This window comes from Bradyrhizobium paxllaeri (assembly GCF_001693515.2).
In the GTDB taxonomy this organism is placed as follows: Bacteria; Pseudomonadota; Alphaproteobacteria; order Rhizobiales; family Xanthobacteraceae; genus Bradyrhizobium; species Bradyrhizobium paxllaeri.
The window spans coordinates 1,786,396-1,810,964 of record NZ_CP042968.1; the positions used below are offsets into that span (position 1 = coordinate 1,786,396).

General features: G+C 63.0%; 28 protein-coding genes and 1 tRNA gene. 13 read left to right on the plus strand and 16 right to left on the minus strand.

Features of this window, described 5'->3' with window-relative positions; genetic code table 11:
* A complete protein-coding gene (locus LMTR21_RS08475; protein ID WP_065751534.1) occupies positions 1-993 on the minus strand; it encodes an L-threonylcarbamoyladenylate synthase in 993 nt (330 codons plus the stop codon).
* Positions 994-1,062: 69 nt separating this feature from the next.
* Between LMTR21_RS08475 and LMTR21_RS08480 the strand changes: the two genes are divergently transcribed.
* A tRNA-Pro gene (locus LMTR21_RS08480) sits at positions 1,063-1,139 on the plus strand.
* Positions 1,140-1,898: 759 nt separating this feature from the next.
* Here the strand turns inward: LMTR21_RS08480 and LMTR21_RS08485 are convergent.
* Both LMTR21_RS08485 and LMTR21_RS08490 read right to left on the minus strand, forming a co-directional pair.
* Complete coding sequence (locus tag LMTR21_RS08485) at positions 1,899-2,198, minus strand: hypothetical protein (protein WP_084030476.1); 300 nt, start codon at positions 2,196-2,198, stop codon at positions 1,899-1,901.
* A 117-nt stretch (positions 2,199-2,315) separates the two neighbouring features.
* Positions 2,316-2,771, minus strand: coding sequence for a hypothetical protein (locus LMTR21_RS08490; RefSeq protein WP_065751535.1), 456 nt, complete (start codon positions 2,769-2,771; stop codon positions 2,316-2,318).
* 96 nt (positions 2,772-2,867) lie between these two features.
* Here LMTR21_RS08490 and LMTR21_RS08495 point away from each other — a divergent pair, with 96 nt between their 5' ends.
* The 5 genes from LMTR21_RS08495 to LMTR21_RS08510 all read left to right on the plus strand — a co-directional run bounded on the left by LMTR21_RS08495 (position 2,868) and on the right by LMTR21_RS08510 (position 4,793).
* Positions 2,868-3,038 (plus strand): ATP dependent DNA ligase, encoded by a 171-nt coding sequence (locus LMTR21_RS08495; RefSeq protein WP_246175403.1) that lies wholly within the window; start codon positions 2,868-2,870, stop codon positions 3,036-3,038.
* A gap of 15 nt (positions 3,039-3,053) precedes the next feature.
* Positions 3,054-3,311, plus strand: coding sequence for a hypothetical protein (locus tag LMTR21_RS08500; protein ID WP_065751537.1), 258 nt, complete (start codon positions 3,054-3,056; stop codon positions 3,309-3,311).
* Positions 3,312-3,330: 19 nt separating this feature from the next.
* Positions 3,331-3,522 (plus strand): DUF3606 domain-containing protein, encoded by a 192-nt coding sequence (locus LMTR21_RS08505; protein ID WP_065751538.1) that lies wholly within the window; start codon positions 3,331-3,333, stop codon positions 3,520-3,522.
* 78 nt (positions 3,523-3,600) lie between these two features.
* A complete protein-coding gene (locus LMTR21_RS39965; RefSeq protein WP_187399325.1) occupies positions 3,601-3,762 on the plus strand; it encodes a hypothetical protein in 162 nt (53 codons plus the stop codon).
* 350 nt (positions 3,763-4,112) lie between these two features.
* Positions 4,113-4,793 (plus strand): ankyrin repeat domain-containing protein, encoded by a 681-nt coding sequence (locus LMTR21_RS08510; protein WP_065751539.1) that lies wholly within the window; start codon positions 4,113-4,115, stop codon positions 4,791-4,793.
* 19 nt (positions 4,794-4,812) lie between these two features.
* Here LMTR21_RS08510 and LMTR21_RS41440 read toward each other — a convergent pair whose 3' ends face one another.
* Positions 4,813-4,941 carry a hypothetical protein gene (locus LMTR21_RS41440; protein WP_283813545.1) on the minus strand — a complete coding sequence of 43 codons (129 nt, stop codon included), beginning with the start codon at positions 4,939-4,941 and terminating at the stop codon, positions 4,813-4,815.
* A gap of 235 nt (positions 4,942-5,176) precedes the next feature.
* On the opposite strand from LMTR21_RS41440, the gene LMTR21_RS08515 reads away from it, so the two are divergent.
* Positions 5,177-5,416 (plus strand): hypothetical protein, encoded by a 240-nt coding sequence (locus LMTR21_RS08515; protein ID WP_065751540.1) that lies wholly within the window; start codon positions 5,177-5,179, stop codon positions 5,414-5,416.
* Here LMTR21_RS08515 and LMTR21_RS08520 read toward each other — a convergent pair.
* From LMTR21_RS08520 to LMTR21_RS08535, 4 genes are all read right to left on the minus strand, one after another.
* Positions 5,398-5,847 (minus strand): VOC family protein, encoded by a 450-nt coding sequence (locus LMTR21_RS08520; RefSeq protein ID WP_065751541.1) that lies wholly within the window; start codon positions 5,845-5,847, stop codon positions 5,398-5,400. The two genes, LMTR21_RS08515 and LMTR21_RS08520, sit on opposite strands and share 19 nt — an antisense overlap.
* A 300-nt stretch (positions 5,848-6,147) precedes the next feature.
* On the minus strand, positions 6,148-6,672 hold the full coding sequence (locus LMTR21_RS08525) for a CPBP family intramembrane glutamic endopeptidase (protein WP_065751542.1): 525 nt from the start codon (positions 6,670-6,672) through the stop codon (positions 6,148-6,150).
* Positions 6,666-6,872 carry a hypothetical protein gene (locus tag LMTR21_RS08530; RefSeq protein ID WP_141688169.1) on the minus strand — a complete coding sequence of 69 codons (207 nt, stop codon included), beginning with the start codon at positions 6,870-6,872 and terminating at the stop codon, positions 6,666-6,668. The genes LMTR21_RS08525 and LMTR21_RS08530 overlap by 7 nt, the downstream gene beginning before the upstream one ends.
* A 49-nt stretch (positions 6,873-6,921) precedes the next feature.
* A complete protein-coding gene (locus tag LMTR21_RS08535; protein ID WP_246175689.1) occupies positions 6,922-7,842 on the minus strand; it encodes a LysR substrate-binding domain-containing protein in 921 nt (306 codons plus the stop codon).
* 337 nt (positions 7,843-8,179) lie between these two features.
* On the opposite strand from LMTR21_RS08535, the gene LMTR21_RS08540 reads away from it, so the two are divergent.
* Positions 8,180-9,931, plus strand: coding sequence for an acyl-CoA dehydrogenase family protein (locus tag LMTR21_RS08540; RefSeq protein ID WP_065751544.1), 1,752 nt, complete (start codon positions 8,180-8,182; stop codon positions 9,929-9,931).
* A 3-nt stretch (positions 9,932-9,934) separates the two neighbouring features.
* On the plus strand, positions 9,935-10,717 hold the full coding sequence (locus LMTR21_RS08545; RefSeq protein WP_065751545.1) for a 2-keto-4-pentenoate hydratase: 783 nt from the start codon (positions 9,935-9,937) through the stop codon (positions 10,715-10,717).
* An 18-nt stretch (positions 10,718-10,735) separates the two neighbouring features.
* Here the strand turns inward: LMTR21_RS08545 and LMTR21_RS08550 are convergent, their stop codons facing one another.
* On the minus strand, positions 10,736-11,050 hold the full coding sequence (locus LMTR21_RS08550) for a hypothetical protein (protein ID WP_065751546.1): 315 nt from the start codon (positions 11,048-11,050) through the stop codon (positions 10,736-10,738).
* A gap of 226 nt (positions 11,051-11,276) precedes the next feature.
* Here LMTR21_RS08550 and LMTR21_RS08555 point away from each other — a divergent pair, with 226 nt between their 5' ends.
* The gene (locus LMTR21_RS08555; protein ID WP_065751547.1) at positions 11,277-11,477 is read left to right on the plus strand and encodes a hypothetical protein; all 201 of its coding nucleotides are present in this window, start codon (positions 11,277-11,279) and stop codon (positions 11,475-11,477) included.
* Between the two features lie 458 nt (positions 11,478-11,935).
* Here the strand turns inward: LMTR21_RS08555 and LMTR21_RS08560 are convergent, their stop codons facing one another.
* Complete coding sequence (locus tag LMTR21_RS08560; RefSeq protein ID WP_141688170.1) at positions 11,936-12,139, minus strand: hypothetical protein; 204 nt, start codon at positions 12,137-12,139, stop codon at positions 11,936-11,938.
* A 138-nt stretch (positions 12,140-12,277) separates the two neighbouring features.
* On the opposite strand from LMTR21_RS08560, the gene LMTR21_RS08565 reads away from it, so the two are divergent.
* The 3 genes from LMTR21_RS08565 (at position 12,278) to LMTR21_RS08575 (ending at position 17,033) form a co-directional block, all read left to right on the plus strand.
* Positions 12,278-12,520 (plus strand): hypothetical protein, encoded by a 243-nt coding sequence (locus LMTR21_RS08565; RefSeq protein WP_065751548.1) that lies wholly within the window; start codon positions 12,278-12,280, stop codon positions 12,518-12,520.
* A gap of 577 nt (positions 12,521-13,097) precedes the next feature.
* Positions 13,098-15,698: a mechanosensitive ion channel domain-containing protein gene (locus tag LMTR21_RS08570; RefSeq protein ID WP_187399326.1), complete on the plus strand. Its 2,601-nt coding sequence runs from the start codon at positions 13,098-13,100 to the stop codon at positions 15,696-15,698.
* 525 nt (positions 15,699-16,223) lie between these two features.
* Complete coding sequence (locus LMTR21_RS08575) at positions 16,224-17,033, plus strand: class I SAM-dependent methyltransferase (RefSeq protein ID WP_065751550.1); 810 nt, start codon at positions 16,224-16,226, stop codon at positions 17,031-17,033.
* A 130-nt stretch (positions 17,034-17,163) separates the two neighbouring features.
* Here LMTR21_RS08575 and LMTR21_RS08580 read toward each other — a convergent pair whose 3' ends face one another.
* The 6 genes from LMTR21_RS08580 to LMTR21_RS08605 form a co-directional block, all read right to left on the minus strand.
* The gene (locus LMTR21_RS08580) at positions 17,164-18,132 is read right to left on the minus strand and encodes an ABC transporter ATP-binding protein (protein ID WP_065751551.1); all 969 of its coding nucleotides are present in this window, start codon (positions 18,130-18,132) and stop codon (positions 17,164-17,166) included.
* Entirely contained in the window at positions 18,129-19,121 is a 993-nt protein-coding gene (locus LMTR21_RS08585; protein ID WP_065751552.1) for an ABC transporter ATP-binding protein, read from the minus strand. The genes LMTR21_RS08580 and LMTR21_RS08585 overlap by 4 nt, the downstream gene beginning before the upstream one ends.
* Positions 19,121-20,041 (minus strand): ABC transporter permease, encoded by a 921-nt coding sequence (locus LMTR21_RS08590; RefSeq protein ID WP_065751553.1) that lies wholly within the window; start codon positions 20,039-20,041, stop codon positions 19,121-19,123. Before LMTR21_RS08590 ends, LMTR21_RS08585 begins: the two co-directional genes overlap by 1 nt.
* A complete protein-coding gene (locus LMTR21_RS08595; RefSeq protein WP_065751554.1) occupies positions 20,007-20,966 on the minus strand; it encodes an ABC transporter permease in 960 nt (319 codons plus the stop codon). Before LMTR21_RS08595 ends, LMTR21_RS08590 begins: the two co-directional genes overlap by 35 nt.
* A 22-nt stretch (positions 20,967-20,988) precedes the next feature.
* A complete protein-coding gene (locus tag LMTR21_RS08600; RefSeq protein WP_065751578.1) occupies positions 20,989-22,785 on the minus strand; it encodes a peptide ABC transporter substrate-binding protein in 1,797 nt (598 codons plus the stop codon).
* Between the two features lie 267 nt (positions 22,786-23,052).
* Positions 23,053-24,471 (minus strand): M20 family metallopeptidase, encoded by a 1,419-nt coding sequence (locus tag LMTR21_RS08605; RefSeq protein ID WP_065751555.1) that lies wholly within the window; start codon positions 24,469-24,471, stop codon positions 23,053-23,055.
* Positions 24,472-24,569: the final 98 nt, after the last annotated feature.

Consider the following 24,569-nt stretch of genomic DNA (forward strand, 5'->3'; position numbering starts at 1 on the left):
TCATTCCCGCCCCACGGCCGCGCGCCGCAGCCGGTCGTTGATGGCTTCGCCCAATCCCTCGTCCGGGATGGGCATGACCGCGATGGTGTGCGCGCCCTTGGCGTCGAGCGCGCGAAGATGACCGAACAGGTTTGCGGCCGCCTCGTCGAGATCGCCGCGCTTTGACAGATTCATCACGTGCGAGGCGGCGTCAATTCCCGAAATTGCTCCGAGGCCGAACGCGAGCAATGCTTCGTCGGGCTCGATCGCGACCGCATTGAGCCGCACCCGCGCGCGCGGCGCGTAGTGCGAGGCCAGCATACCCGGCGCCAGCGGCTGTCCATTGTCGCTTTCGGCATCCGCCGGCGGTTGCAGAAGCGCGCGGCCAAGCACGCGCTCGATCTCGGCGCGCGGCAGGCCGCCGGGTCGCAGCAGCATCGGCGCCTCAAAGCAGCCGACGATGGTCGATTCGACGCCGACTTCGACCGCGCCGCTATCGACGATCAGGTCGATCCGCCCCGCAAGATCGCTTTGCACATGGGCGGCCGTGGTCGGCGAGACGTGGCCCGAAATGTTCGCTGATGGCGCCACCACCGGGCCGCCGAAGACGCGCAGGATATCACGCGCGATTCCGTGGGCCGGGATGCGGACCGCGACCGTATCGAGGCCGGCGGTCGCGAGATCGGCCACCGCACAACCTTCCGTCTTCGGCAGCACCAGCGTCAGCGGGCCGGGCCAGAACGCTTCGGCCAGCGCCGTCGCGGCGGCGTCAAAACGGGCGATCTGCTGTGCGGCGCGGATATCGCCGACATGGGCGATCAGCGGATTGAAGGCCGGCCGGCCCTTGGCCTGGTAGAGGCGCGCGATCGCGGCCGGATTGGTAGCATCGGCGCCGAGGCCGTAGACGGTTTCGGTCGGGAACGCGACCAGCCCGCCTGCCGCCAGCGCATGCGCGGCGGCCGACACAGCGGCCTCACCGGCGGGCAAAATCTGGGTTTTCAGGCCAACATTCACTGTGATTAATTTCCTTAATTCGGCTGCTTGCGGTCGCCGAAACCCAAGGCTATAAGCCGCCTTCCAAGTCGGAGTGTGGCTCAGCCCGGTAGAGCACTGCGTTCGGGACGCAGGGGTCGCAGGTTCGAATCCTGCCACTCCGACCATTATCCTAGCCGTTCATTTTTCAGGACTTTTTCTGATTGCTGGCGGTTCCCGAGTCAACCGTCCATTCCCTTCAAAAGCCGGATACAGGTCTGCGTTCCCGCGGCGCGTGGCGTCCGGGCCTTGTCAGGTTCACCCCCTGATACGGAGGGTGCAGGGAATGCCGGGTGCTCGCCGCACCCGCGGTCTCGTGTGCAATGTGTGTAGGAAATGCGCACACGAGCATACAGGTACAGCCGAAGCAGTCCGGCATTCCCTGCGCAATGGGTTGACGGCTTATGCCGTGGTCTCCCCGGAGCCGAATTCCTCTGGCCTCCGTCACTGCCGGATTAGCAGTTCATCGAAACCCGGTTGGGTTTCGATAAACTTCCGTCAAGCTTGGCACCAGCCACGGGTGTCAGGACCACACGGCTTTGCCGTACGCAATAAGCGCCGTCATCTTGCGCGCCGCCGGCCGCTCATGAGGTTCAACTCACCCTGCGACCAACCTGTGCGCCGACGCTCTTGCGTCCACCGCATCCCGCCTCACGTTCGTGACGACCGCGATACGCCCCTCGTGTCGAGGCGGGACGCGCGGAAAATGCCGCTGATTTGGGGTGAAAGGGAAGTGGTATATTTTTGCGCTGACGACTGGACGGCCCAAATCAGATTGAATCTGTTCAGCAAATTAGATTATTCGCGCGGCCGCCTACCTTCGGTTGTGTAGATCCGTTTCTGCACATAATCCTTTTGCGCCATGACGCTGAGCGACCCTGTCCGAGTCATGGCGCCGCAGATCCTGCTGACATCCCGGCCATGCCACAGGCTTCGTTACCGGGAAAATCAGCAGATTGTTTTGACAGGGCGACTCGAGCGCGGGGTTGCGTAGAGGCTTGCGGGCGAGCGCGGACAGGAGGCGGGCTTGGTGGCGGCAGGTCATACCTGGCCGCGCGTTCGGAGACGAGCTTCCGATAAGCGACCGCCTGCATCTCGAAACACTTTCGGAGCGCCGGATTGGTTTCTTCGGCGGCCAATCGCTCGAAGGTGAGCGCATGCTCCACGTACTCGGTCAACAACTTCATCGGTCGTCTCCGATTTTGTCCACCCAATGCGCCAGGGGGCGTGCAAGTTCCTAACGGTCTTCCGGGCTTCATCGCGTAGAAGCAATTGCGTTCAAATGAGTGAATGGCGTGCGATGCTCACATCGAGTACGTGAAGGTATGTCGGGAAAAGATGGCATATGAGCGGAATTGGCCGTGCTCAAAAATTCGCGCGCCGTCTAATAGAGGCGCGTGACTGATGAAATCTTTACCGCTGTTGTTGTTGCGTGTGGCCTGCTCGTGGTGATGCTGCTTGCTGCCGTCATATTCAATTTGTGACGACTGCTGGTGTATCTGCACGCCTCGGTTCTCGATCGCGCCCAGCGCGTGGCCGGATCTGCTTTTATTGCAGCCCCTTGCGCCTAACTTTTGTTGTAGCGGGAGACGGCTGTCCGGTGCTGTGATTTCGGCGCGGCCCTTTGTAGGTGAAGGGCTGGCCTCCAGGAGTCTCAGCTTCGACACGCCGAAGCTGAGGCTCTTGGTGACAGGGAAATAGCGGCAACCGCATACTTCCTCAATAAGCCCTGCAGCATTGGTGGTGGCAGGCAGGATCACGTCCCCTGATTGTTCGAGATTCCTGAGAGCCGCGCGAAGATGTCTGTTTTACCGCAGGCATTTTTTTGAGTTGCGTTGTTGCCCAAGAATATCCAGATGCCGGGGTTCATTGAGCCCCAGCGTGCAACGTTGAAATCCAAGGCGCCGAAGGCCACATGGGTCGAGCCGACGTTCTACGCAGACGTGGAGTACAAGGATATCACCTCGGAAGGCTTGTTGCGCGCCAGCTCCTTCAGAGGATTGTTCAAGGGAACGGGCCGCACCTGACAACGTTCGTTGTTCATGAGCCAGACGCTGCAATATTCAATCGCGGAGTCCTTCCAGATCGCCTGGGACTATCTCGACGCAACGGGTGAGCTCGGCAATCCTGACACGGCCGCGGGCCATCTGCTCGATACCATCGAGACGATGGTCCGTCAGGGCGAAAGGCGGCCGCTTCTTCTCTCCAACAAAGCGATCGCCTCCTATCAGCGGTTCAGAGCGGAGCAGAGGCTGTCCATATCGCGCTCTGGAGGAACAGGAAGTTTTGGACGGCGTTGATCTGGCTGGAGGAAGCATCATGGATAATCTGACCAAACGTGATCAGCCGGACCGCTCCAAGATCAACATGCAGGAAGGTTACGAGGTCAAATACTGGACCAAGGCGTTCGGCGTTTCGAAGGAGGAATTGCAGAAGGCCGTCGACAAGGTCGGCAACTCAGCCGCAGCGGTGCGGAAAGAACTTGGACTCTTGGGTGCATCTCACTCGTGATCGATCCCGACTGCCCGTATGCTTGGGCCTGGGCACGGTTTGTGAGAATCAACGGGCAGCTGAACCAGGAGGGTTCGAATGCCGAAAGATAACGAGCTGGAAGGCCGACAAGACATGGGCGGCAAGCACGGCGGACAGGCAGGAATGCCCAGGCCGGAGTCGCAGACCGCAGCTCAACAGGGCATCGCCCGTGGCGAGAAGGGCAACGAACAACCTTCAGATAAGTCGCGGCAGCGGTAGTTGCCGAGGCCGTCTCAAAAAGAAGCGCCGCCGGGCTCGAAATGGATTGTCCCGGCGGCGCCTTGTCTCAGACCGGGCCCTGAAATCCCAGTCACTGACAAGGATGCAATGGCTATGCCACAGGGGCATGACACCAAAGGAAAAAGCGGAAATACATAATAGAGCCGCTTAAAGCGAGCGGCCGTCCGGTGGGTGATCAACCCAACGGCTACTTGATGTGCAGACCTCCGGCTTTCATAGTTCCGTAAAATAACGTCCGCGAACCTTCCGCGAGCCTGCACTTCTACGCGCGCTATTTTCTGCAGTATCCGCGAGTATTTTCCGATGGCCAGTGGCCGGAGTCATTCTCCATGCGTTTCCTCGCCGCGCTTGTTGTCGCGCTCCTGACCGTCCTGCCTGCATCAGCGCAGGTCGCGCCGACCGAGGCGGAGGTGCGCGGGTATGGGGGCTTGCATGCGGCCGCCGCACGGGGCGACGTCGCCGATATCGAAAAGCGTATCGCGGCTGCCGAAGACAAGGAAGCGATCGACGCGCGTCATCGCACAGCGCTGCATGTCGCGGTCTATCAGAAGAAGCACGATGCCGCGCGCGCCCTGATCCGGCTCGGCGCCGATCCGAACAGGCTGGAGATCGACCGCTATGACATCATCACCATCGCAGCGGTTGCCGACGACGTGCCGATGCTCAGGATCGCGCTCGAGGGCGGCGGCAACCCGAAGGCCGTTACCAGCCGTTATGATGGCACGGCGCTGATTGCGGCCGCGCATCTTGGCCACGCCGAGATCGTGCGGACATTGATTGCCGCCAAAGCGCCGCTCGATCACGTCAACAATCTGCAATGGACTGCGCTGATCGAGTCGATCGTGCTCGGCGACGGCGGCAGGAACCACACCGAGACCTTGCGTGCGCTGGTCGAGGCCGGCGCCAACGTCAACATTCCGGACAGAAGCGGATCGACGCCGCTCACGCTGGCGCGAAGCCGCGGCTATCGCGACATGGTTGCGATCCTGGAAAAGGCCGGCGCGAAGTGACGAGATCTCCGGCGCGGGTCTAGAACGCCCGGCGCCGCGGCGGCGGGCCAACTTGCGGGTGCCGACGGGTGAGGAGTTCCGAAACTGCGATCGTCGCGATGCCCGCGATGATGGTGATGGCTGCCATCACCAGAACAGTCTTGAGCATGGTTCCCTCCTCAACGGCTTTGACGTCAGGACGCCAGACGAATCACGTCCTGGCAAGACGAGGGAACTACGGGGCCGAGTTGTACGGAGCGTTCGGCGGGGCTGTTCCGTTCCAGTCCATAGACGATCCGGATGCGGGACTCGCTGATGCAGCAACCTGGCCGATGAGTCTGATTCCGAACAGACGGATGATCCAGCGTCGATTTTAATGACCCTCGCGAACGAGGAGCACCGGCATGCAGACACGGCGCGTCAAACGCGAGAAGACTTTCGAGGATCGACTGGCGGAAGAGGTTCAGTGCTTCAGGGAGGCGGCCAATCAGGCACAGCCCGGCATGGCCCGCGAGCTGCTGTTGCGGCGGGTTCGGCAGATGGAAGCCGCATTGGAGCTCGTCGAGCACAAGGGGATAGCGAGACTTGCCTCCCCGCCGGCAGGTGCTGCGTTTAAAGCGGCGGCCTATCCGCCAAAGCCGTAATAATCCCGCACGACCGTTTCGCGCAGCGCGCCGGGCTCGAAGATTTCGATCACGACGCCGTCCGGCGCGCCGAGCATGAAATAGCCGCCTCCGCCGCCGGTTGGCCGGATCGGATTCGGAATATGCAGGCCTGCGGTCTTCATCCGGTCATACACCTCGTGAACGCCGACGACCTGCATGCCCAGATGATGGACCGCGTTCTTGCCGTCGCCGCGCGGCGGCTGGTCGTAGAGGTGCATGGCGCCGATGCCGATCTTGATGAAGACGTTGCGCGCGCCGACAACGCCGCCGTCCCAGATCACTTCGGCATCGAACCATTTCCTGTAGAACTCGATCGTCGCGTCGATGTCGGACGCGAAGAGATGGACGTGCTGCAGGTGGTAGCGCTGCTTCGTGCCGTACGGATACTGCCACTCGCTCTGCGTCGTCATGCCCGCTCCTCGGAGGTCCATGCGCGGTTTTTCGACAATGCGCGCTTTGGATCGTGGAGGCGTCTGTGTCAGAGCCGTGTCAGGTTGGCAAACGAGCTTTTTCGAACGCGGCTTGAGTAAAACTCAACGCACACGGCCGCCGTCTCCGCCGCGGCGGTCTCATGAGGTTCCCGGCGGCTTTCGCAGCGGCGGCCACTTTCTAAAGCGTGATGACTTTTCTTCGAATCGTCATCCCGCTTTATGTTTTTGTTTGAGCATGATCTTTTCGGAAAACCGCTACACACTTTTCCGGATCATGCTCTAAGTGCCAACGCCGCTTGTCGCGGCAATAAAGCCAGCCGCGTTGAACACGCCGTGAATGACGATGCCTACCGATGTGTTTCGCCGCCGCTGCACGATCCAGGGCAACAGCAGGGTGATCGGCAGCAACGTCACCATGATCGCCCCGCCGAAACTCCAGTGAAACAGGCACCACAAAACTCCGTTTGGCAGCCATGCCAGGCGGCCCAATCCCGCCTCCTGCCGCGGCAGAAGGTAACCGCGCCAGCACAGTTCCTCACCCAGAATGTTGCTGACGAACAAGGGAAGCCATGCCGCAAATACCGAGGCGTGCCAACCCGGGGGATGTTGCAGGAACCAGGGTGAGGGGCGGAAACCTGGGTCGATGTAGCGCGCCAGGGCCAGGATCGCAGCGGTGGCGATCACAATGGCGACAAGGCCGCCACTCGCCCAGATGACGTCGCCACGATTCATCCTGCGCAACCGTAGGCGCTCCCTCAGCGAGCCGAGGCCACGCTTTGGCAGTTCGCGCCAGGCCTTCAGCATCCGTAGATCAGCATCGGGACAAGCACGAGCGCCGTGCCGCTGACGTACCAGCCGATGATCGGTGAAATACCGAACGCGTCGCGGAGCCAGGGGATCACGGCCATGATTGTCAGCCACAGCAGCACGGAGAAAGCGCCGAACATCGAGGCCGACGCGGCAAGTCCTATCGGTGGCGAAATCGTTTCCGTTTGCGCTTGCATGGGCGGCGTTCAGCTTGTCTTTGTCGATCCATGCCTGTGAAGGCGTCGGTCACGCGAGCAACCGCCGCCTGACAGCACCAGACGCAGGGGCGCCGCGATCGTTCTTGCTCGCTGAAGTACGACCTGACGGTTGCCCGCGGGCACCGTTCAGCCAGGCGACGAAAGCGGTGACGGCGGGATCGTCGGCCATGCGCTGCTCGTATTCGAGGACGAACTGCCGGCGCGTCGGGCGGATGATCGGATGGGCCCTGACCAGGTTGCCGCGGGCGAGATCGGGCGCGAGCAGGCCGTCGATCGCGATGGCGACGCCCATGCCGGCGGCCGCAGCCTCGATGGTCAGGCCGAGGCTTTCAAAACTGCTGCCGCCCTGCACGGGCACGTCGGCGAATTGCGCGTAATCGAGCCAGCGGCGCCAATCATCCGGACGCGGCCGCGCATGCAGAAGGGGAACGGCGGCGAAATCCACCGCGCCCTTGTTCAAAAACTCCGGCGCGCAGACCGGTACGGTCGCGATCGGCATCAGGGAATGGGTGACGAGCCCGGCGCGCGGCTGCCCGTCGGAAACGGCGATCACCGCGTCGTAACGGCTGGCGAGCAGGTCGAGCGGATTGGAGCTCGTGTGCAAATCGACTTCCAGCTCGGGATAGGCCGCATTCAGCGTCGGCCAGATCGGCAGCAGGAAGCGCGAGACGAAGAAGCCGTAGACCCCGACGGTTAGCCGCCGGAAACGCCGCAAGCGCAGCCCGTCGGCGGCGTCGGCGATCCGGTCCAACGCCTCGCGGGCGGAATCGGCGAAGGTTTTCCCTGCCGAGGTCAGGGCCAGCCCGCGCGAGCCGCGCAGGAAGAGGGCGGTTCCCATGCGCGCCTCGAGCGCGCGGACGTGCCGGCTCACGGCGCCGACCGTCACGTTCAGCTCCTCGGCCGCCCGGGTGATCGACAGGTGCCGCGCGGCGGCCTCGAACGCCCGCACGGCATGCAAGGGAGGAAGTCGTCGTGATGCCATCGCGCGAGTTTAGTTGAAAAGGACCGGCCGGCAAACGGGGGCGGGGAGCCGTATACGCGAGATAGAGCGCTGAAGTTTCCTCCTCGTCATGGCCGGGCTTGTCCCGGCCATCCACGTCTTCCACGCGGAGACCAAGACGTGGATGCCCGGGACAAGCCCGGGCATGACGAGAAACGGGGAGCGTTGACTCTGGCTCAAGGCGCCGACCCAAGAAGTCGTTTGCGCTGATACATGGCAGGCCATACCCCGGCATGCACCCCGGGCGCTGCGTCAGCCCGGGCAGGCGAAGCCGAGGGAGGTGTCCATGACCATTCATGTCGATCTGACCAGCCGCGAGGCGGTGGCCCGGCGCTCCGGCGCGTTGGCACCGACCTGCCGCGGGCTGAATTTTTACTCGCTCGACCAGAGCCTGCGGGACCTGTTGCCGCATTACATGGACGCGCCGCTGCTGGCGCACCTTTCGCCGCACCTTGCGGAACTCGGCGAGCTCGCCGGCGGCCGGCTGCATGATTTGTCCGATCAGGCCGAGCGCCATCAGCCGGTGCTGCATCCTCGCGACGGCTACGGCCGCGACGAGGAGTGGATCGAATATCATCCGGCCTATCGCGAGATGGAAAGCATCGCGTTCGGCAAGTTCGGCATGCACGCGATGTGCAACCGCGCCGGCGTCATGGGCTGGTCGTCGCCGATGCCGCCGCTCGCCAAATACGTCTTTCATTATCTGTTTGCGCAGGCCGAGTTCGGCCTGCTGTGCCCGGTCAATCTCACCGACAGCTCTTCCGAGCTGGTGCGCCGTTTCGGAAACGATGAGCTGCGCGAGCGCTATCTCGACCGGATGTGGAGCCAGGATCCCGCCACGCTGTTCAAATGCGCGCAGTTCATGACGGAGAAGACCGGCGGCTCCGATGTCGGCGCCGGCGAACTCCTCGCGGTCAGGGAGGGCAAGGACTGGAAGCTGTGGGGCGAGAAGTGGTTCTGCTCCAATGTCGATGCTGAACTCGCGGTGCTGTTGGCGCGCCCCGAAGGCGCCGTGGCCGGCGGGCGCGGCCTCGGCCTGTTCCTGATGCCGAAGGTGCTGCCCGATGGCCGGCGGAACTCCTACCGGATCATGCGCCTGAAGGACAAGCTCGGCAGCCGCACCATGGCGAGCGGCGAGATCGTGTTCGAGGGCGCGGTCGCCTATCAGCTCGGCGAGCTCGACCAGGGCCTCAAGCACATGCTGGTCATGGTGAATTCGAGCCGCGTGTCGCATTTGGCGCGCGCCGCCGGCATGATGCGGCGCTGCCTCAACGAGGCGATGGTCGCCGCGCGGCATCGCAACGCGTTCGGGCGCGCCGTGATCGATCATCCGCTGATGCGACGGCAGTTGCTCAAGCTGATGGTGCCGACCGAGCAGGCGCTGTCGGCGCTGCTCTACTCGGCGACGTCATCGGACAAGGTGCTGCGGCTCTTGACGCCGATCGCAAAATACCGGGCGTGCCGGGACAATGTCACGGTCGCCACCGGTGCGATGGAGGCGCGCGGCGGCAACGGCTACATCGAGGACTGGCCGAACGCGCGGCTCATTCGCGATGCGCATCTCGGGCTGCTCTGGGAAGGCACCAGCAACATCAACGCGCTGGATGCGGTGCAGCGCGCGGTCGGCAAGGCACGTGGCCACGAAGCGCTGCGCGACGATCTCGGCCGCCAGTTGGAAGACACGGCCGGCATGCCGGGCCAGTTCCGCACGCGCCTTTCCGGGGTGCTGACGGATGCCATGCGCTTTGCGGAAGAGGTTGCGGCCGATCCGGAGAACGAGCGCTTTTGCCGGATCGCCGCCGGAAAGCTCTACCACGCCACGACGGCCGCGCTGCTGGCATCCGAAGGCACGCGCATCGGCAATGCCGGCGGCGATGCGCGCCGCCTGCTGCTCTCCCGTTTCGTGCTCGAGCATCGTCTGGCCGAACATTCCCAAGCCAATCTGCAGGCGCAGCGTTGGGAGAACGAAGCGATCGATCTGCTGCTCGGCGATGCGCCTGTTTCGATGAGCCAGGCGGCGGCGCTGGTGCAGGGATAGATCATGGACATTGCTCTTCAACGCGAACTCGCACGCCTGCTCGCCACGCTGCGCCGTGAAGGCCGCCAGCAGAGCGGCCTCGATCAACGCCTGGTGCCGCCGAACAAGGCGACGGCCTATCGCATCGCCGGCATGGTCGCGGAAGAACTCGGCTGGGACGTCGTCGGCTGGAAGATCGCCGCGATGAAGGAGGGGTTGCAGCGCCAGCTTCGCACGGACTCTCCGATCTACGGCCGGGTGTTGATGCCGGTCATGCCGTCGCCGGCTAGCGTCGAGCACGCCAAGGTCTGCAGCCCGATTCCCGAAGTCGAATATCAGGCCATACTCGGCGCCGACCTGCCGCCGCGCCAAAAGACCTACACGGTGGAGGAAGTCACCGAGGCGGTGGTGTCGCTGCATCCGGGCATCGAACTCGCCGAATGCCGCTTTGTCCACGATGCGGCGTTTCCGCCGCTGCCGGCGATCCTCGCCGACGGCGCCGGAAGCGGCATCATCGCCTGCGGCGAGGCAATCCCCGACTGGAAGACGCGCGATATCGCCGGACAGGAAGTGGTGTTGAGCTGCAACGGCGCGCTGCGGCGGAAGGGCACGGCGGGTGAATTGCTCGACCATCCGATGGTGCCGCTGACCTGGCTCGCCAACGAACTGTCGCGCACCGGCATCGGCATGAAGGCGGGGCAGATCGTCAGCACGGGGGCGCTGACCGGCATGCTGCGGCCGAAGCCGGGAGATACCTTTGTTGCGGATTTCGGCCCGTTCGGGAGCGTGACCGCGACCTATGCGTGATCGACGGTAGTGTCGATCTCACGTGCTCTGTTTGGGGAGGTCGCCGAGCAGATTTGACAGCCTGACTGCAAGGTGCCGCAGCCTAGCGTTCTCCTCGAGCAGTTGCCGCACGTTGCCGGTGTCCTGTTGCCGCGCCTTATCGCCCCGAAGTCCGTCGGCTTCGTCGAGCAGAGGGGAAAGGGCGGCGAGCAGCGCCTCACCCCGGAGCGGTACTTCCTGTGCCGGGGCCACGTTATTGCGCTCGCGCAGCGGCACCACGTTGTCGCGACGTCCGACATTGCGGAAGGTATCGACGCGGAACTGTTTGCCAAACGGTAGAGGTTCGGTACTCATGACAATTTCCTGATCACAAGGTGGCGCAGTCGCCATTTTCGACGACCAGCTTTCATTGAGTCCGGGGCAAATTTGCGTCGGAAAGGCAACGGCGAAAAGGCTTACCAAATGTCACCTGCGCCGTTCGAGTCACACGGCAGATCCGATTAGGCCAAATTTTTGACGTATCGCCGTCCTTTCTGACGTCAGCGGTGGGCTGGGGAGCGACCACCGTAGGGGCGTATCGATGACGGATTTCCTGACCAACGCGGATCACTGGCGCAAGCGCGCGGAACAGACAAGGGCGTTAGCCGCGACGGCAGCCAAGGACCAGGGACGTCTGCTCAAGGTGGCGGAAGAATACGATCGCCTGGCGGCGCACGCCGAGCAGCGACGAAGCACGCCGGTTCCGGCCGGCTCCTACGTTCCGGCAAGCCGGCCCGAATAACCTTCTTCAATCGAAAACCGCCGGGAGACGCGGGCATTTCCGCTTCCGAAAGGCGCGTGGCTGCACCGCCATACCCAGATGTGTGACCTGTAAAACACAACCACGATGCAACGTTCAGAGCATTGTGATGGCGCGATTGCAGTCGAATCAACGAATCGCCTAGACCGTTAGCGGGGCTGGGAAGCGGAGAGTTAGTATGAGAGTCGCTTCCTTAGAAAGTGTACTGACGGCGGCTACGCTGGTATTGGCCATCGTCATCGTGCTGTGGGGAATCAAGATTTTCCACGGTGTGTGAGCGGGTGAGCTGGCGTCGAACAGAGACCTCCGGTCAAGAAGAGGGCTCACGACAAAGGCACGGGCAGGGCGTCACTTCCGCGGCGGCGGAGGCCTTCTCATTTCTGATTGCCGAGGCATAGTTCGCCGGAGGCTTGTCCCTTCCGACGCGTATCGGGTTTGGTTTACGGCTTGGCGTAAAATCCGCACAGGCCGCGAAAGGCATTGGTTTCAATTTCCGCATGCATTTTGGTTATTATCTGATGATCGCAGCCCTCGTTCTCATCGGGCTGGAAGTCCTTTACCGGCTCTATCAATTGGCAACATTCCTTTAAATCGCACGCGCAGGCTGCTGTTTTTGCTCCGCGCGGATTGACGATTTGCCGCAATCACGCCGCTTTAGCGCCGGGGTCGTTCCCGTACGATTCCAATTTTAGTCGCAAAATTGCCGGCCGACTCACCTCATTCTCCGCGCGCGACGTGGTGACTGGGGGCACGTTCCGCTTTTTAAAATTGGAGTATCAATCATGCGAGTAGACCATCCGCAGCTTAATAAGCGAGACCGCCGCGCTGAACCTTCATTTTGGGTTGAGGAACCGACCGACGACGCGCTTTCATTGCTTGAGAATGCCCTTCGCGGGGATGAGCCTGCCCTTCGCCGCGACGAGCGGGCCGACGAAGCCAACGCGCTGATCGAGGAAAATGCCAGGCTTCGGGAGCTTCTGTCGCAACTATCGGACCTGATCCGCAAAAACGGCGTTCAGCGCTAACGCCCACGATCTGATTTCGGCCCCGCCCCGGCAACAAGCGATTGCACCGCTGCCGGGGCGGGGCCGCGTTTATTTCCAGGAATTGCATTCACGCTGCCGCCGTTACGAAACGGCAGATGACCCGGCGGTTAGATTATTAAGCTGTGAACCCCATTAGTCTTCTGACTGGACGGCTTGCCAGAGTCCGCTATGCGCCGATGGCCACCAAATTCCGCAACGCAGCGATATGGCGCGATGGACCAACAGGCGACATTGCCTTTCCGGGGGTCTCGGGAAGAGGAGTACGCTAGTTCCGATCAGCCGTCCGCATTTGCCCGGAGGAACCCGACAGACCCAGCTAAGCTGCAGCGACACGCGGTGATGGTCCCGGTCGCGTGGTCGACGTTGTTGTCGAGAAACGACAGCCTGCCGCGCAGACTCAGATTCGTGGCCCGCCGGATTCAATCGATATTCACGCACCACCGTGGCTGACTACGAAATCGCACATTTGAGTCATTGTCTGGCCATCAAGTTTTCGGAGACGAGGGGAGTTTCCGTCAGGATTGAGGAGTTACCATCGGATATGGGAGAGCAGCCGATGTTCCGCCGACTGTGGTTCGTAGCGTGGGCGTTGAGCCTCTTTTCCCTGCTGATTGTAGCCGGCGCTCAGGCTCAGACCGCACAGGCGCCGACATCGCCCAATCCGGATGTGGCTCCGCAGGCCGGTTCTCCTTCGGGTGCGCAAGCTACCGCGCAGCCAGCAAAACCGCCTGCCGCTCCGATCAACACGGCCGAGATCGTTGGACGTGCCAACAAGAGTGTCGGCGTTGACATCGAGAAGAGGATCACGGGTTGGCAACAGGAGCTTTCGCGCCTGGAGAGCGACCTGCAAAAGGAGCGCTTGCGCTATTCGGAACTGAACGACTTCCGTGAGAAGCTCCAGCGCGTTCGCGGCGAGATTGGGAGCTTCCGCACGCAACTTGAACCTGCGCTCGCGGCCGCCAAGGACCAATTGGGCCTGCTCGGGCCGGCAGCGGCCGCCGGTCAACCACCCGAGCCGGACGACGTAGCACGAATTCGGGCTGACCGGACCTACTACCTCGGAGTGTTGACCGGAGGTCAGAAAGAGATCGAAACCGCCAACCTGCGCATCGACAAGCTCATCGATACCATCCAGGACATCCGTCGAAAGAATTTCGCGACGCGCCTGTTGCAGCCGGTCCCTGGCATCTACTCGTCTGCGACCTGGTCGACAGTGCCGGACTATGTCCCATTGGCCACGTCCCGCGTTCGCGACATCATGGCCGGCTGGTGGGGCAGCCTCGGCGATCAGGACGACGTGTTGCTCGTCGTTTTTGAAGCCGGACTGCTCCTGCTCGGGTTCGCTGTTGCCGCGGCGTTCGGAACCTGGCGGTTGCGCCGCCGGCCGTCCGAGGAGATTGAGCAGCCCTTCTGGCGGCGGGCTGCTGTCGCCGGCGCCATCGCCTTGCTGTGGATATTGCCGGCCGTGGTGCCGATCGCATTCCTCTACGGGCTCGTCGCCGACACGCATCAATTGCCTAAAAACGTCGATTGGCTGCTGTACTCGACTGCGCAATCAATCATCACCGTTCTCGCGGTCGGCGTGCTTGTCATCAGTGCGTTCGCACCGAGGATGCCGCATTGGCGGTTGATCCCCGTCTCTGATCGCACAGCACGTCGGATCTGCGGGCTCCTTCTGACGCTCGCAATCGTGTACGGCTTATCCACGTTGCTCTACATGGTCACCCGCGTCGTGCAGGCTCCCTTTGCGCTGACGGTCGCGGTCGCACTTCCGTCGAGCCTGCTTGTGGCCGGAATCATCGTTGCCATCCTTCTTACGCCGCTGGAGGGGCAGCACCAGGACCGGACCCTCTCACCGCGGCTGCTCGCCGTGCTGCGGGTCCCTGTCTGGATTGCAGTCGTCGCGATCGTCATATCGGCGTTTGCCGGGTACTTGGCGCTTGCTCGGTTTCTCGCGCAACAATTGGTCGTGACCGTCTCCATTATGGCGTTTGCCTACCTGCTGCTGCTGTGGGTCGATGGACTGATGCAGGGCTTGGGCGACGACCGCGCAGCGACAGGCCGCTGGTTCAAGGAAAGCCTTGGTGAGCACCACGGGCGGCACGAGCAGTTGGCTCTGCCGATCGGCCTGTTCCTCAAGGCTGTTGTGATCATTCTGTCCGTGCCCCTCATTTTGCTCCAGTGGGGTTACAGCTGGCCGGAAGTCTACGACTGGTACACGCAGCTCTTCTTCGGTTTCCGGGTTGGCAACACCCAAATATCCATTGCGGTGCTTCTCGCGTCGGTGATCGTGTTCGGGCTCGCCTATGGCGCCGCGCGACTTTTCCAGGGCTGGCTCGATGAGCGGGTCCTCAAGGCGGCGGGTATTTCGGGCGGCCTCCGCGATTCGATTCGCGTTGGCGTGGGATACGGCGGCGTCGTCATCGCAACGCTTGCGGCCTTCTCTTACGCGGGCTTCGACCTGTCCAGTCTCGCGATCCTGGCCGGCGCATTCTCCGTCGGTATCGGTTTCGGTCTGCAAAGCATCGTCAACAATTTCGTGTCAGGGCTGATCCTTCTAGCCGAGCGCCCCATCAAGATCGGTGACCTGGTCGTCGTCGGAGGCGAGGAAGGTTATGTTCGCAAGATCAGCGTTCGTTCGACCGAGGTCGAGACGTTTGAGCGAGCGAGTGTTGTGATTCCGAACTCGTACTTCATCACCGAGAAGGTGAAGAACTGGACGTTGCGCGACAACAAGCGTCGCATCGCGATCCCGGTTAGGGTTGCGAATGGCTCCGATCCGCGGGCGGTCAAATCGATTCTGCTCAAGGTCGCGCAGGACCATCCCAGTGTCCTGACACTGCCTGCACCATCCTTCGATTTTGAGGATTTTGGGTTAGACGGCCTCTCGTTCAAACTCTACGCCTTTGTCGATCTGCGCGCGGGCGGCAACGTGGCCGCTGATCTAAGGATCGCCATCCTGGAAGCCTTCCAGGAAGCCGGGATCCGGATCCCGTCCCGGCAGGCGGAAGTCACGTTTCAGACCACCGACTTGTTGCGTGAGACGGCGGAATATCTCTCAAGTGACGCTCATAAGACAAGGGTCGAAGCCAAAGGGCCTGCTGCAGGGCAGTTTGCCAATCTACCAAGACAGCCGGCAAATCTCGTCAGACCCTAGGCTTGTTACGAGCGCGATCGAGACGTTGCACTTTTCGACGATAGACTCGAGGCTAACGCTGAACTAGTTGGAGAACCAAACTCCTCGGTCACGGCAGAGCCGGACGAAGTCAACGCCACACAAAAGCCGCCTGGCGCTCGGCGAGCTGTATCCGCGAGCGGGCCCTCAATCAAAACGCACCCGATAGGCCGATCATCGTTATGCCTGCGGGCCACGCTAATGCGTACGTTGGCGAGGCTCCAAAGAGCGCGGAATGAGGACCATCTACAAATATTGTGCGCTTGGCGCCGCAGCCCCGAGCCATGATCAGACATCGGCCCAAAAGGCGCCTAACGAAAGCCGATTTTTTTGCGCAGAATGAGTTCCAGTTATGGGGCGACGGAAACGAGTTGTGAAGGAGACTTCGCAGTGAATTCTCACGCCCCACACCCTCAGATCGTATCCCATTGCCCGTTTTGCTCCTCAGCCGACATCCACGATACGAATCTACGCGCGCTCGATGATACGAGCCGTCGGCATTACCTGGTGTACGAGTGCAGCTCCTGCACCGGGCGCTTCGTTGCCGACCGGCCGGAACGGATCGAAAAGGTCGAGGACGAGACGGCGGCCGCCTTCGCCTCGCCTGAAAGGGTCGCCCAACAGCGCGCGCATTTCGCCTGGAAGCGAATTTTCGATGAGAACGACTATCCCTATTCGCTCATTCCATTGATCGAGCGCTGGGCGCCAGGACGACGCGTCCTCGATCTCGGATGCGGGGCCTCGCAGCTGCTGCCGATGTTGATGAAGCGCGGTTTCGACGTGGTCGGCTTCGAAGGCGATCCCGCCCGCGCGGAGGTGGCGCGCGAGAATGGCGTCACTATTGTGTCCGGCGACTGGCGCAAGATCGGTGATATTGTCGGCACCGCCCGCTTCGATTGCATCGTTTCGGACCAGGTTTTCGAGCATATGCTCGATCCAGTCGGCACCTTACGCTCGCTCAAGCCCGTGCTCGCCGATGGCGGCGTCCTGATCTTCCGTTTCCCCAATGAAGGAAGTTGGCGACGCAAGGCTGAACTCACCTGGGCGCGGCTTCGCGGCAACAACCGGCCGCTCTCCTACTTCGTCGACCACTGGAATTACTTCAACGAACGAGCGGCGCGCACCTGCTTTTCGGCCGCGGATTACGAGGTACTGCGGATCAAGAAGGATCTGAGTTTGCACGGATTCCTCGTGCGCAAGGTGTTTCCGAATTTCGCGGCCTTTCCCGGCCTGCCGCAACTTGTCGCTCGCACGATCGCAGCGATCGACAGCAATGCGCTATCGAATGGTTTGACGGTGGTGTCGCGCCCAGTTTAATGCCGCCTGGACCGGACGATACTAACCTTCGCGACTGGGTGGAGCCAGTAACAAGTCCGGCCATGTCCGCTATGCCGGCGAAAGCAGAAGTAAAAGCCCTCATCCTGAGGGGCTTGGTGAGGATACGCTCTCAGGCCAGATGACATGCAACGAAATGTCCGTCGCTTCCTTGCTTCAATTCAGGTGCGCTCTCGCGGCAGCGCGGTTCGGCGATCGGGCAGCGGGTGTGGAAGTGGCAGCCACGCGGCGGGTTCATCGGGCTCGGCACGTCGCCCTGCAGGCGGATCCGCTTGCGCTTCACCTTCGGGTCCGGCACCGGCACCGCCGAGAGCAGCGCCTGCGTATAGGGGTGCCGGGGATGGCGGTAGAGCTCGCTGGCGTCAGCCAGCTCGACGATGCGGCCGAGATACATCACCGCGACGCGGTCGGAGATATGCTCCACCACCGAGAGATCGTGGGCGACGAACAGGTAGGTAAGGTTGAGCTCGGCCTGCAGATCTTCCAAGAGGTTGATGACCTGCGCCTGAATGGAGACGTCGAGCGCGGAGACCGGCTCGTCACAGACGATGAATTTCGGCTCCACCGCGAGCGCGCGCGCAATCACGATGCGCTGGCGCTGGCCGCCGGAAAATTCGTGCGGATAGCGGCGCATGTGCTCGGCCTTCAGCCCGACCTTCACGAGCAGGCTCGCCACGCGGTCGTCGCGTTCGCTGGCGGAGGAGGCGAGCTCGTGGATGGTGAAAGCTTCGCCGAGGATCGCGCCGACGGTCATGCGCGGATTGAGCGAGGCAAAGGGATCCTGAAACACGATCTGCATGTTGCGCCGCATGGCGCGCAAATCGCCGCCGGAAAGGCCGCGCACGTCGTGCCCGTCGAAGACGACCTCGCCTTCGCTGGGTTCGACCAGGCGCAGCACGCAGCGCGCGGTGGTGGACTTGCCGCAACCGGACTCGCCGACCAGGCCGAGCGTCTCGCCGCGGTTGACCGCAAAGGATACGCCGTCGACCGCATGAACGCGGCCGACCTCGCGCGACAGCAAACCGCCCTTGACGGAAAAATGCTTCTTCAACCCGGTAACGCGGAGCAGGGGCTCGCTCATGCCGCAGCTCCCTGCTTCTCGCCGAGGTGGCAGGCCATGCGATGCCCGGGCGCGACCTCGCGCAGCAGCGGCTCCTCCGCCGCGCAGCGATCGAAGGCGAAGCGGCAGCGCGGCGCGAAGCGGCAGCCAGGCGCCGGATTGATCAGGATCGGCACCGAGCCGCCGATCGCCTCCAGCCGGGTCTTGTGTTTGCTGTCGAGGTCGATGCGGGGGATCGAGCGGATCAGCCCTTGCGTATAGGGATGGCGCGGGTTTTCGAATAGGCTGTCGACATCGGCCTCTTCCACCACCTTGCCGGCATACATGACGACGACGCGCTGCGCGGTTTCGGCTACCACGCCCATGGCGTGGGTGATCAGCATGACAGCCATGCCGAAGCGGTCCTTCATGTCCTGCAGCAAATCGAGGATCTGCGCCTGGATGGTGACGTCGAGCGCGGTGGTGGGCTCGTCGGCGATGACGAGCTTGGGCTTGCAGGCCAGCGCCATCGCGATCATGACGCGCTGGCGCATGCCGCCGGAGAACTGGTGCGGATAATCATGCACGCGGCCGGCGGCATTGGGAATCTGCACCAGCTTGAACATTTCCACGGTGCGGGCGAGCGCGTCCTTCTTCGACAGGCCCTCGTGCCGGCGAAGGCTCTCGGCAACCTGTTCGCCGACGGTCAGCACCGGATTGAGCGAGGTCATCGGCTCCTGGAAGATGAAGCCGATATCCTTGGCGCGGATATCGTCCAGCTCGTGGCTCGTGAGCGGCACGAGGTCGCGGCCTTCGAACAGGATCTGACCTTGGACGATGCGGCCGGGCGGCATCGCGATCAGCTTCAGGATCGACATCGCGGTGACGGTCTTGCCACAGCCGGATTCACCGACCACGCAGAGCGTCTCGCCCTTGTTGATCGCGATGTCGACGCCGTCCACCGCCTGCAGCATGCCGTCGTCGGTGGAGAAATGGGTTTTCAGGCCCTTGATTTCGAGCAGCGGCGCCATCAGATCACCCGCCTCGCATCGAGTGCGTCGCGCATGCCGTCGCCGATGAAATTGATGGCGACGACGGCGACGAAGATGGCGCCACCCGGGAACAATGCCCAATGCGGACCGATGTCGAGAAAGTCCTTGGCGTCGAACAACAGCCGGCCCCAGGTCGGGGTATCCGGCGGAAAGCCGAGGCCGAGAAACGACAGCGTCGATTCGGCGATGATCGCGGCGGCGACGTCGATGGTGCCGGCGATGATCACGGGGCCGACGGCGTTGGGCAGGATGTGCCGCACCACCTGCCGCAACGGGCTGGCGCCGAGCGCGCGTGCGGCTTCGACGAATTCCTTCTCGCGCAGTGAGAGGAATTGCGCGCGCACCAGGCGCGCGACCGGCATCCAGCGCAGGCCGCCGATGACGAGCACGATCAGGATGAAGATGCCGCCCTCGGGACCGAACACCGCCTTGAGCCCGTCGCGGAACAGGTAGATGAGCAGGAGCAGCAGCGGCAGTTGCGGCAGCGACAGGAAGAGATCGGTGAGCCACATCAGCGCGTGTCCGAGCGCCCCGCGCGACATGCCGGCGAGCGCACCGATCAGTGTGCCGACGAGGACGGCGACGGCCATCGCCGCGAGCCCGACGGCCAGCGAGATACGGCCGCCATAGATCATGCGGGCGAGGATATCCTGTCCGAGATCGTCGGTGCCGAAGGGGTGGGCGAGCGAGGGGCCCTCGAGGCGCGCGCTGAAATCGATCTCGTTGATGCTCACGCGCCAGACGAAGGGGCCGAACACCACCGCCGCGATCAGGACAAGCAGCAGGAAGGCGCTGACCACGGCGAGCTTGTGGCGGCGATAGCGCCGCCAGGTCTCGCGCCAGGGCGACCAGGCCGGGCGCCGCTCAGCGGAAGGAGATGCGAGGGTCAAGCCAGCCATAAAGGATATCCGCGATCAGGTTGAACAGCACGACGAGACAGGCGAACACGAAGGTCACCGCCATCACGACCGGCGTGTCGTTGGAAAGGATGGAAGAGATCAGCAGCGAGCCGATGCCGGGAATGCGAAAGATCTGCTCGGTGACGATGGCGCCGCCGAACACCGCCGGCATCTGCAGCGCGACCAGGGTGACGACCGGGATCATCGCGTTGCGCATCGCGTGCTTGACGATCACCCGGGGTTGCCCGAGCCCCTTGGCGCGGGCAGTGGTGACGTAGTCGAGGCGGATCACATCCAGCATCGCCGAGCGCACGAAGCGCGTCATCGAAGCTGCCTGGAACAGGCCGAGCACCATCACGGGCATGATGGCCTGCCTGACCTGCTCGAACAGCCAGCGTATTCCGGTTGCCTTGATGTCACTCGAATAGACAAAGGGCAGCCAGTCCAGCGTGATCGAGAAGACGAGGATGAACAGCAGCCCCGTGAAGAAGGTCGGCAGCGAGAAGCCGATGAAGGCGAACGTGTTGGCGATCTGATCGAAGATCGAATAGGGCCTGGTCGCGGCGAACACGCCGACGGGTATAGCGATCAGCAGCGCCAGTATTTGCGCCGAGCCGATCACGTAGAGCGTGGTGGGCAGGCGTTGCAGGATGAGCGTGTCCACGTTCATCCGGCTGACGAAGGAAAAGCCCCAGTCGCCCTGCACCATGGCGGCGAGCCAGTGCAGGTAGCGGAGGTAGATCGGATCGTCGAGGCCGAACTTGGCCCGAAGCGCGGCGGCGACTTCGGGCGGCACGTTGGGGTTGGTCGCCAGTTCACTGAAGGGATCGCCTGGCGCGAGCGCCAGGACGATGTACAGAACCAGCGAGATGCCGAGCAGGCTTGGCACGGCGATCAGGAGGCGACGCAGGACATACTGACTCATGAGGGAACAATCCCTTCGATGATTAGCCTGTCGCCTCCCGGTACCAGTCGAACAGATTGTCGGTTTCGTTGGCCCAGCCGCTGACCACCGGACGCAGCGTGTTGGCGCAGGCTTCCACCTTCAGACGGTGCATCACCGGGATGAAGACAATGTCCTGCATCATGATGTCGTTGGCCTTGATGTAGAGCGCGGCGCGCTTGACCAGATCGGTCTCGGCCTCGGCGCCGTCGATCGCCGCGTCATAGTCCTTGTTGACCCAGCGCGGGAAATTCACGCCCTGCCACTTGTTCTCCTTGGTGGCGACGTTGCGCGAATGATAGCGGCGCATGTGCTGAGCCGGATCGGGCTGACTCATCGGGATCTGGAACATCTCGAGGTCGGCGTAGAATTTGGCGTAGGTGTCGGGGTTGGCGACGTCGGAGGAGAAGAACACCGAGGCGACCACCGATTTCAGCTCGACGTCGATGCCGGCCTTCTGGCAGGCCTGCTTGACGATGGCCTGGGTCTTCTGGCGCGGGCCGTTGATCGCGGTCTGGTACAGAAGCTTCAGCTTCTTGCCGTCTTTCTCGCGGATGCCGTCCGCACCTGGCTTCCAGCCGGCGTCATCCAGCAGCTTGGCCGCCTTCTCGATGCTGAATTCCCAGCTCGTGTTCTTGGAGACGAATTTCTCCGGGCCGTTGAGGAAATTGGGCGTGACGCGTCCGGCGCGGCCGTAGATGACTTTCTTGACGGCTTCGCGATCGACCAGCATCGAGAGCGCCTTGCGCACCGCCGGATCGGAGAGCAGCGGATGCTTGGTCTTCATCGAGGAGCGCTCGCCGTCGACCTCGGTGTTCGGATCGGTGAAGTTCAGCGCGATGAATTCGGTGTCGCCGCCGACCGCATAGACGGTCTTGCCTTTGCCGCCCTTTTCCAGGCGCAGCAGGACGTCGTCTTCGACCTGGATGTTCCAGCCGAAATCATACTCGCCGGTCTGGATGACGGCGCGCGCCGCCGAGACGGCATCGCCGCCGCCCTTCATCTCGATGGTATCGAAATGTGGGCGGTTCGGCATGTGATAGTCGGGATTGAGTTCGCCGCGGATCACATCGCCCGGCTTGAACTCGACGAATTTGTAGGGACCGGTGCCGACCGGCGACAAATTGTTCGGCGCCTCGCGCGACTTGGCTCCCTTGTAGTCGCCGAACAGATGTTTCGGGATGATGCTGCCGGGGGCACCGACGAAAGCGTCGGCCCAGAACGGCGTCGGCTTCTTGAACTTGATGCGGACGGTGAGGTCGTCGACCTTCTCGACGGTGATGTCGCGGTGGATGCCGATGGTCACGGTGGCGGTGGTGGGATCGCGGGCGTATTCCCAGTTGAACACGACGTCGTCGGCGGTGAAGGGCTTGCCGTCGTGCCATTTCACGCCGGGCTTGAGTTTCCAGATCACCGACATGCCGTCGGCGGACAGGCCGCCGTTCTGCAGCGAGGGAATTTCGGCGGCCAGAACCAGCTTCATGTTGCCGTCGGGATCCCAGCAGGCGAGCGGCTCATAGAACAGGCGCGAGCCGTCCTGGTCCTTGGTGCCGGTGGCGAAATGCGGATTGAGCAGGGTGGGGCCCTGCCACCACAGCAGCTTGAGCGCGCCGCCGCCGCCGCGCTTGGTCGGCTTGTAGACGGAGGGGCCCTCGGCCATGGCGACGCCGCCGATCGCCAGAATCTGCGTGGCCATGGGCGCGGTGAGACCGAAAGCAAGCATACGCTGGATGAAGCCGCGGCGGTCCATGCGCCCGTCCTTCACCTCGTCGATCATGGTTCGCAGTTCGGTATCCAGCATCGTTGTCCCCGTCCGGTTCTTGCTGTTTGAGGCGCGCCGGAGGCGGCGGCCCAAATGTTCGCCGGTAAGAGGCACATTAAATGCGCCGGAGGTCAACGGCTGGCTGTCGACAATCAGCAGAATGGCAGGCGGCTGTGATTTTTGCTTGGGCAGAAACACGCTGCGGCGCACATCGCTTTGGCAATCCGGCGGCCGGGGCGCGTCAAAACCGCGCGAAATCGCGCCCTGCACTGCAAAAAATTTGTTCGCCGGATAGCCCGGAGCCGGTCAGGTCAGCGACATGTCCAGCGGTGGCGCAACGCTGTCCGGCAGCGGGTTGACATAGGGGGTGCGGGCGGTGCGTTTCTTCAGGTCGGCCTGGGCAGCGGCGATCAAGTCCGGTTCCGTCAGCGCACGGACGCCCAATCCCGCCATCGCCTTGGCGGCCTGCACCATGGCCTTGTGGGCGTGCGGGCTCTTGCCCTGCGCCACCACCTGCCAGGTGTGGAACGGGGTGCCGATTGCGACCGTCGGGGCGTGGACCTGAACGGTCGGCACCACCCAGCTCACGTCGCCGACATCGGTCGAGCCGATCAAGGGGTTACGCCTGGCGTCCATCGGCACGATGAAATCGGCCAGCGGCCGGTCGGTCGGCTCCATGCCGATCGCATAATAGACGCTGGCGATGTCCTTCTCGGTCAGCGTCGCGCGGATCTGTTGCGCAAAGTCCTTGTCGGCGTCGTCGAAATGCGGCGGGCCGAGTTCCTCCATGATGTTGTGCAGCGCCGCCTCGAGCGGGGTGTTCGGCAACAGGTTGGACACGGCGGAAATGATCTTCATCTCCACCCTGGTTTCGGTCATCAGCGCCGCGCCCTGCGCGATCTTGTGGACGCGCTCGACCAGTTCGGTCATGCCGGGCAGGTCGCGGGCGCGGATCGAATAGCGCACGCGCGCATGGGCCTGCACCACATTGGGGGCGATGCCGCCGGTATCGAGCAGCGCGTAATGAACACGCGCGTCGCTCGGCATGTGCTCGCGCATGTAGTTGACGCCGACATTCATCAGCTCGACGGCATCGAGCGCGCTGCGGCCGAGATGCGGCGAGGCCGCAGCATGCGAGGTGCGGCCGGTGAAGATGAAATCGGCGCGGGTATTGGCGAGCGATGGCGTCACCGCCACCTCCCAGAAACTGTTGGGGTGCCAGGTGATCGCGATGTCGGCATCGTCGAAGGCGCCTGATCGCACCATGAAGGTTTTGGCGGCGCCGCCTTCTTCCGCGGGACAGCCGTAATAGCGCACGCGCCCGGGCACCTTGTGCTCGGCGAGCCAGTCCTTCACCGCGGTGGCGGCCAGCAGCGCAGCCGAGCCGAGCAGGTTGTGGCCGCAGCCATGGCCGTGGCCACCGGCCTCGATCGGCCGCGGCTCCGCGACGCCGGCCTCCTGGCTGAGGCCGGGCAGCGCGTCATATTCGCCGAGGAAGGCGATCACGGGGCCGCCTTCGCCCCATTCGCCCATCAGGGCGGTCGGAATGCCCGCGACGTTCTCGGTGATGCGGAAACCCTGATGGCGCAGTTCGGCGAGATGCTCGGCGGACGAACGCGCTTCGGTGTAGCAGACTTCGGGCATCGCCCAGACCCGGTCGCTCAAGGCGACAAAGCGCGGCTTGATGGTGTCGACGCCACGCCAGATAGTGCTGCGGTTATCCATTTTTATTTCCGATCCTGAAGGCGATGTGAGCGCTGTAATTGTTATCAGCTTCGCCGGATCGCGCCCAGCGTGGAGCGGAAATCAGCCATGCGGCCGGG

Coding starts and splice junctions, on each gene's coding strand:
- LMTR21_RS08485 (WP_084030476.1), bottom strand. CDS start 2,198: ATGAAGTTGTTGACCGAGTACGTGGAGCATGCGCTCACCTTCGAGCGA.
- LMTR21_RS08495 (WP_246175403.1), top strand. CDS start 2,868: ATGCCGGGGTTCATTGAGCCCCAGCGTGCAACGTTGAAATCCAAGGCG.
- LMTR21_RS08500 (WP_065751537.1), top strand. CDS start 3,054: ATGAGCCAGACGCTGCAATATTCAATCGCGGAGTCCTTCCAGATCGCC.
- LMTR21_RS08505 (WP_065751538.1), top strand. CDS start 3,331: ATGGATAATCTGACCAAACGTGATCAGCCGGACCGCTCCAAGATCAAC.
- LMTR21_RS39965 (WP_187399325.1), top strand. CDS start 3,601: ATGCCGAAAGATAACGAGCTGGAAGGCCGACAAGACATGGGCGGCAAG.
- LMTR21_RS08510 (WP_065751539.1), top strand. CDS start 4,113: ATGCGTTTCCTCGCCGCGCTTGTTGTCGCGCTCCTGACCGTCCTGCCT.
- LMTR21_RS41440 (WP_283813545.1), bottom strand. CDS start 4,941: ATGCTCAAGACTGTTCTGGTGATGGCAGCCATCACCATCATCGCGGGC.
- LMTR21_RS08515 (WP_065751540.1), top strand. CDS start 5,177: ATGCAGACACGGCGCGTCAAACGCGAGAAGACTTTCGAGGATCGACTG.
- LMTR21_RS08520 (WP_065751541.1), bottom strand. CDS start 5,847: ATGACGACGCAGAGCGAGTGGCAGTATCCGTACGGCACGAAGCAGCGC.
- LMTR21_RS08525 (WP_065751542.1), bottom strand. CDS start 6,672: ATGCTGAAGGCCTGGCGCGAACTGCCAAAGCGTGGCCTCGGCTCGCTG.
- LMTR21_RS08530 (WP_141688169.1), bottom strand. CDS start 6,872: ATGCAAGCGCAAACGGAAACGATTTCGCCACCGATAGGACTTGCCGCG.
- LMTR21_RS08540 (WP_065751544.1), top strand. CDS start 8,180: ATGACCATTCATGTCGATCTGACCAGCCGCGAGGCGGTGGCCCGGCGC.
- LMTR21_RS08545 (WP_065751545.1), top strand. CDS start 9,935: ATGGACATTGCTCTTCAACGCGAACTCGCACGCCTGCTCGCCACGCTG.
- LMTR21_RS08550 (WP_065751546.1), bottom strand. CDS start 11,050: ATGAGTACCGAACCTCTACCGTTTGGCAAACAGTTCCGCGTCGATACC.
- LMTR21_RS08555 (WP_065751547.1), top strand. CDS start 11,277: ATGACGGATTTCCTGACCAACGCGGATCACTGGCGCAAGCGCGCGGAA.
- LMTR21_RS08565 (WP_065751548.1), top strand. CDS start 12,278: ATGCGAGTAGACCATCCGCAGCTTAATAAGCGAGACCGCCGCGCTGAA.
- LMTR21_RS08570 (WP_187399326.1), top strand. CDS start 13,098: ATGTTCCGCCGACTGTGGTTCGTAGCGTGGGCGTTGAGCCTCTTTTCC.
- LMTR21_RS08580 (WP_065751551.1), bottom strand. CDS start 18,132: ATGAGCGAGCCCCTGCTCCGCGTTACCGGGTTGAAGAAGCATTTTTCC.
- LMTR21_RS08585 (WP_065751552.1), bottom strand. CDS start 19,121: ATGGCGCCGCTGCTCGAAATCAAGGGCCTGAAAACCCATTTCTCCACC.
- LMTR21_RS08590 (WP_065751553.1), bottom strand. CDS start 20,041: ATGGCTGGCTTGACCCTCGCATCTCCTTCCGCTGAGCGGCGCCCGGCC.
- LMTR21_RS08595 (WP_065751554.1), bottom strand. CDS start 20,966: ATGAGTCAGTATGTCCTGCGTCGCCTCCTGATCGCCGTGCCAAGCCTG.
- LMTR21_RS08600 (WP_065751578.1), bottom strand. CDS start 22,785: ATGCTGGATACCGAACTGCGAACCATGATCGACGAGGTGAAGGACGGG.
- LMTR21_RS08605 (WP_065751555.1), bottom strand. CDS start 24,471: ATGGATAACCGCAGCACTATCTGGCGTGGCGTCGACACCATCAAGCCG.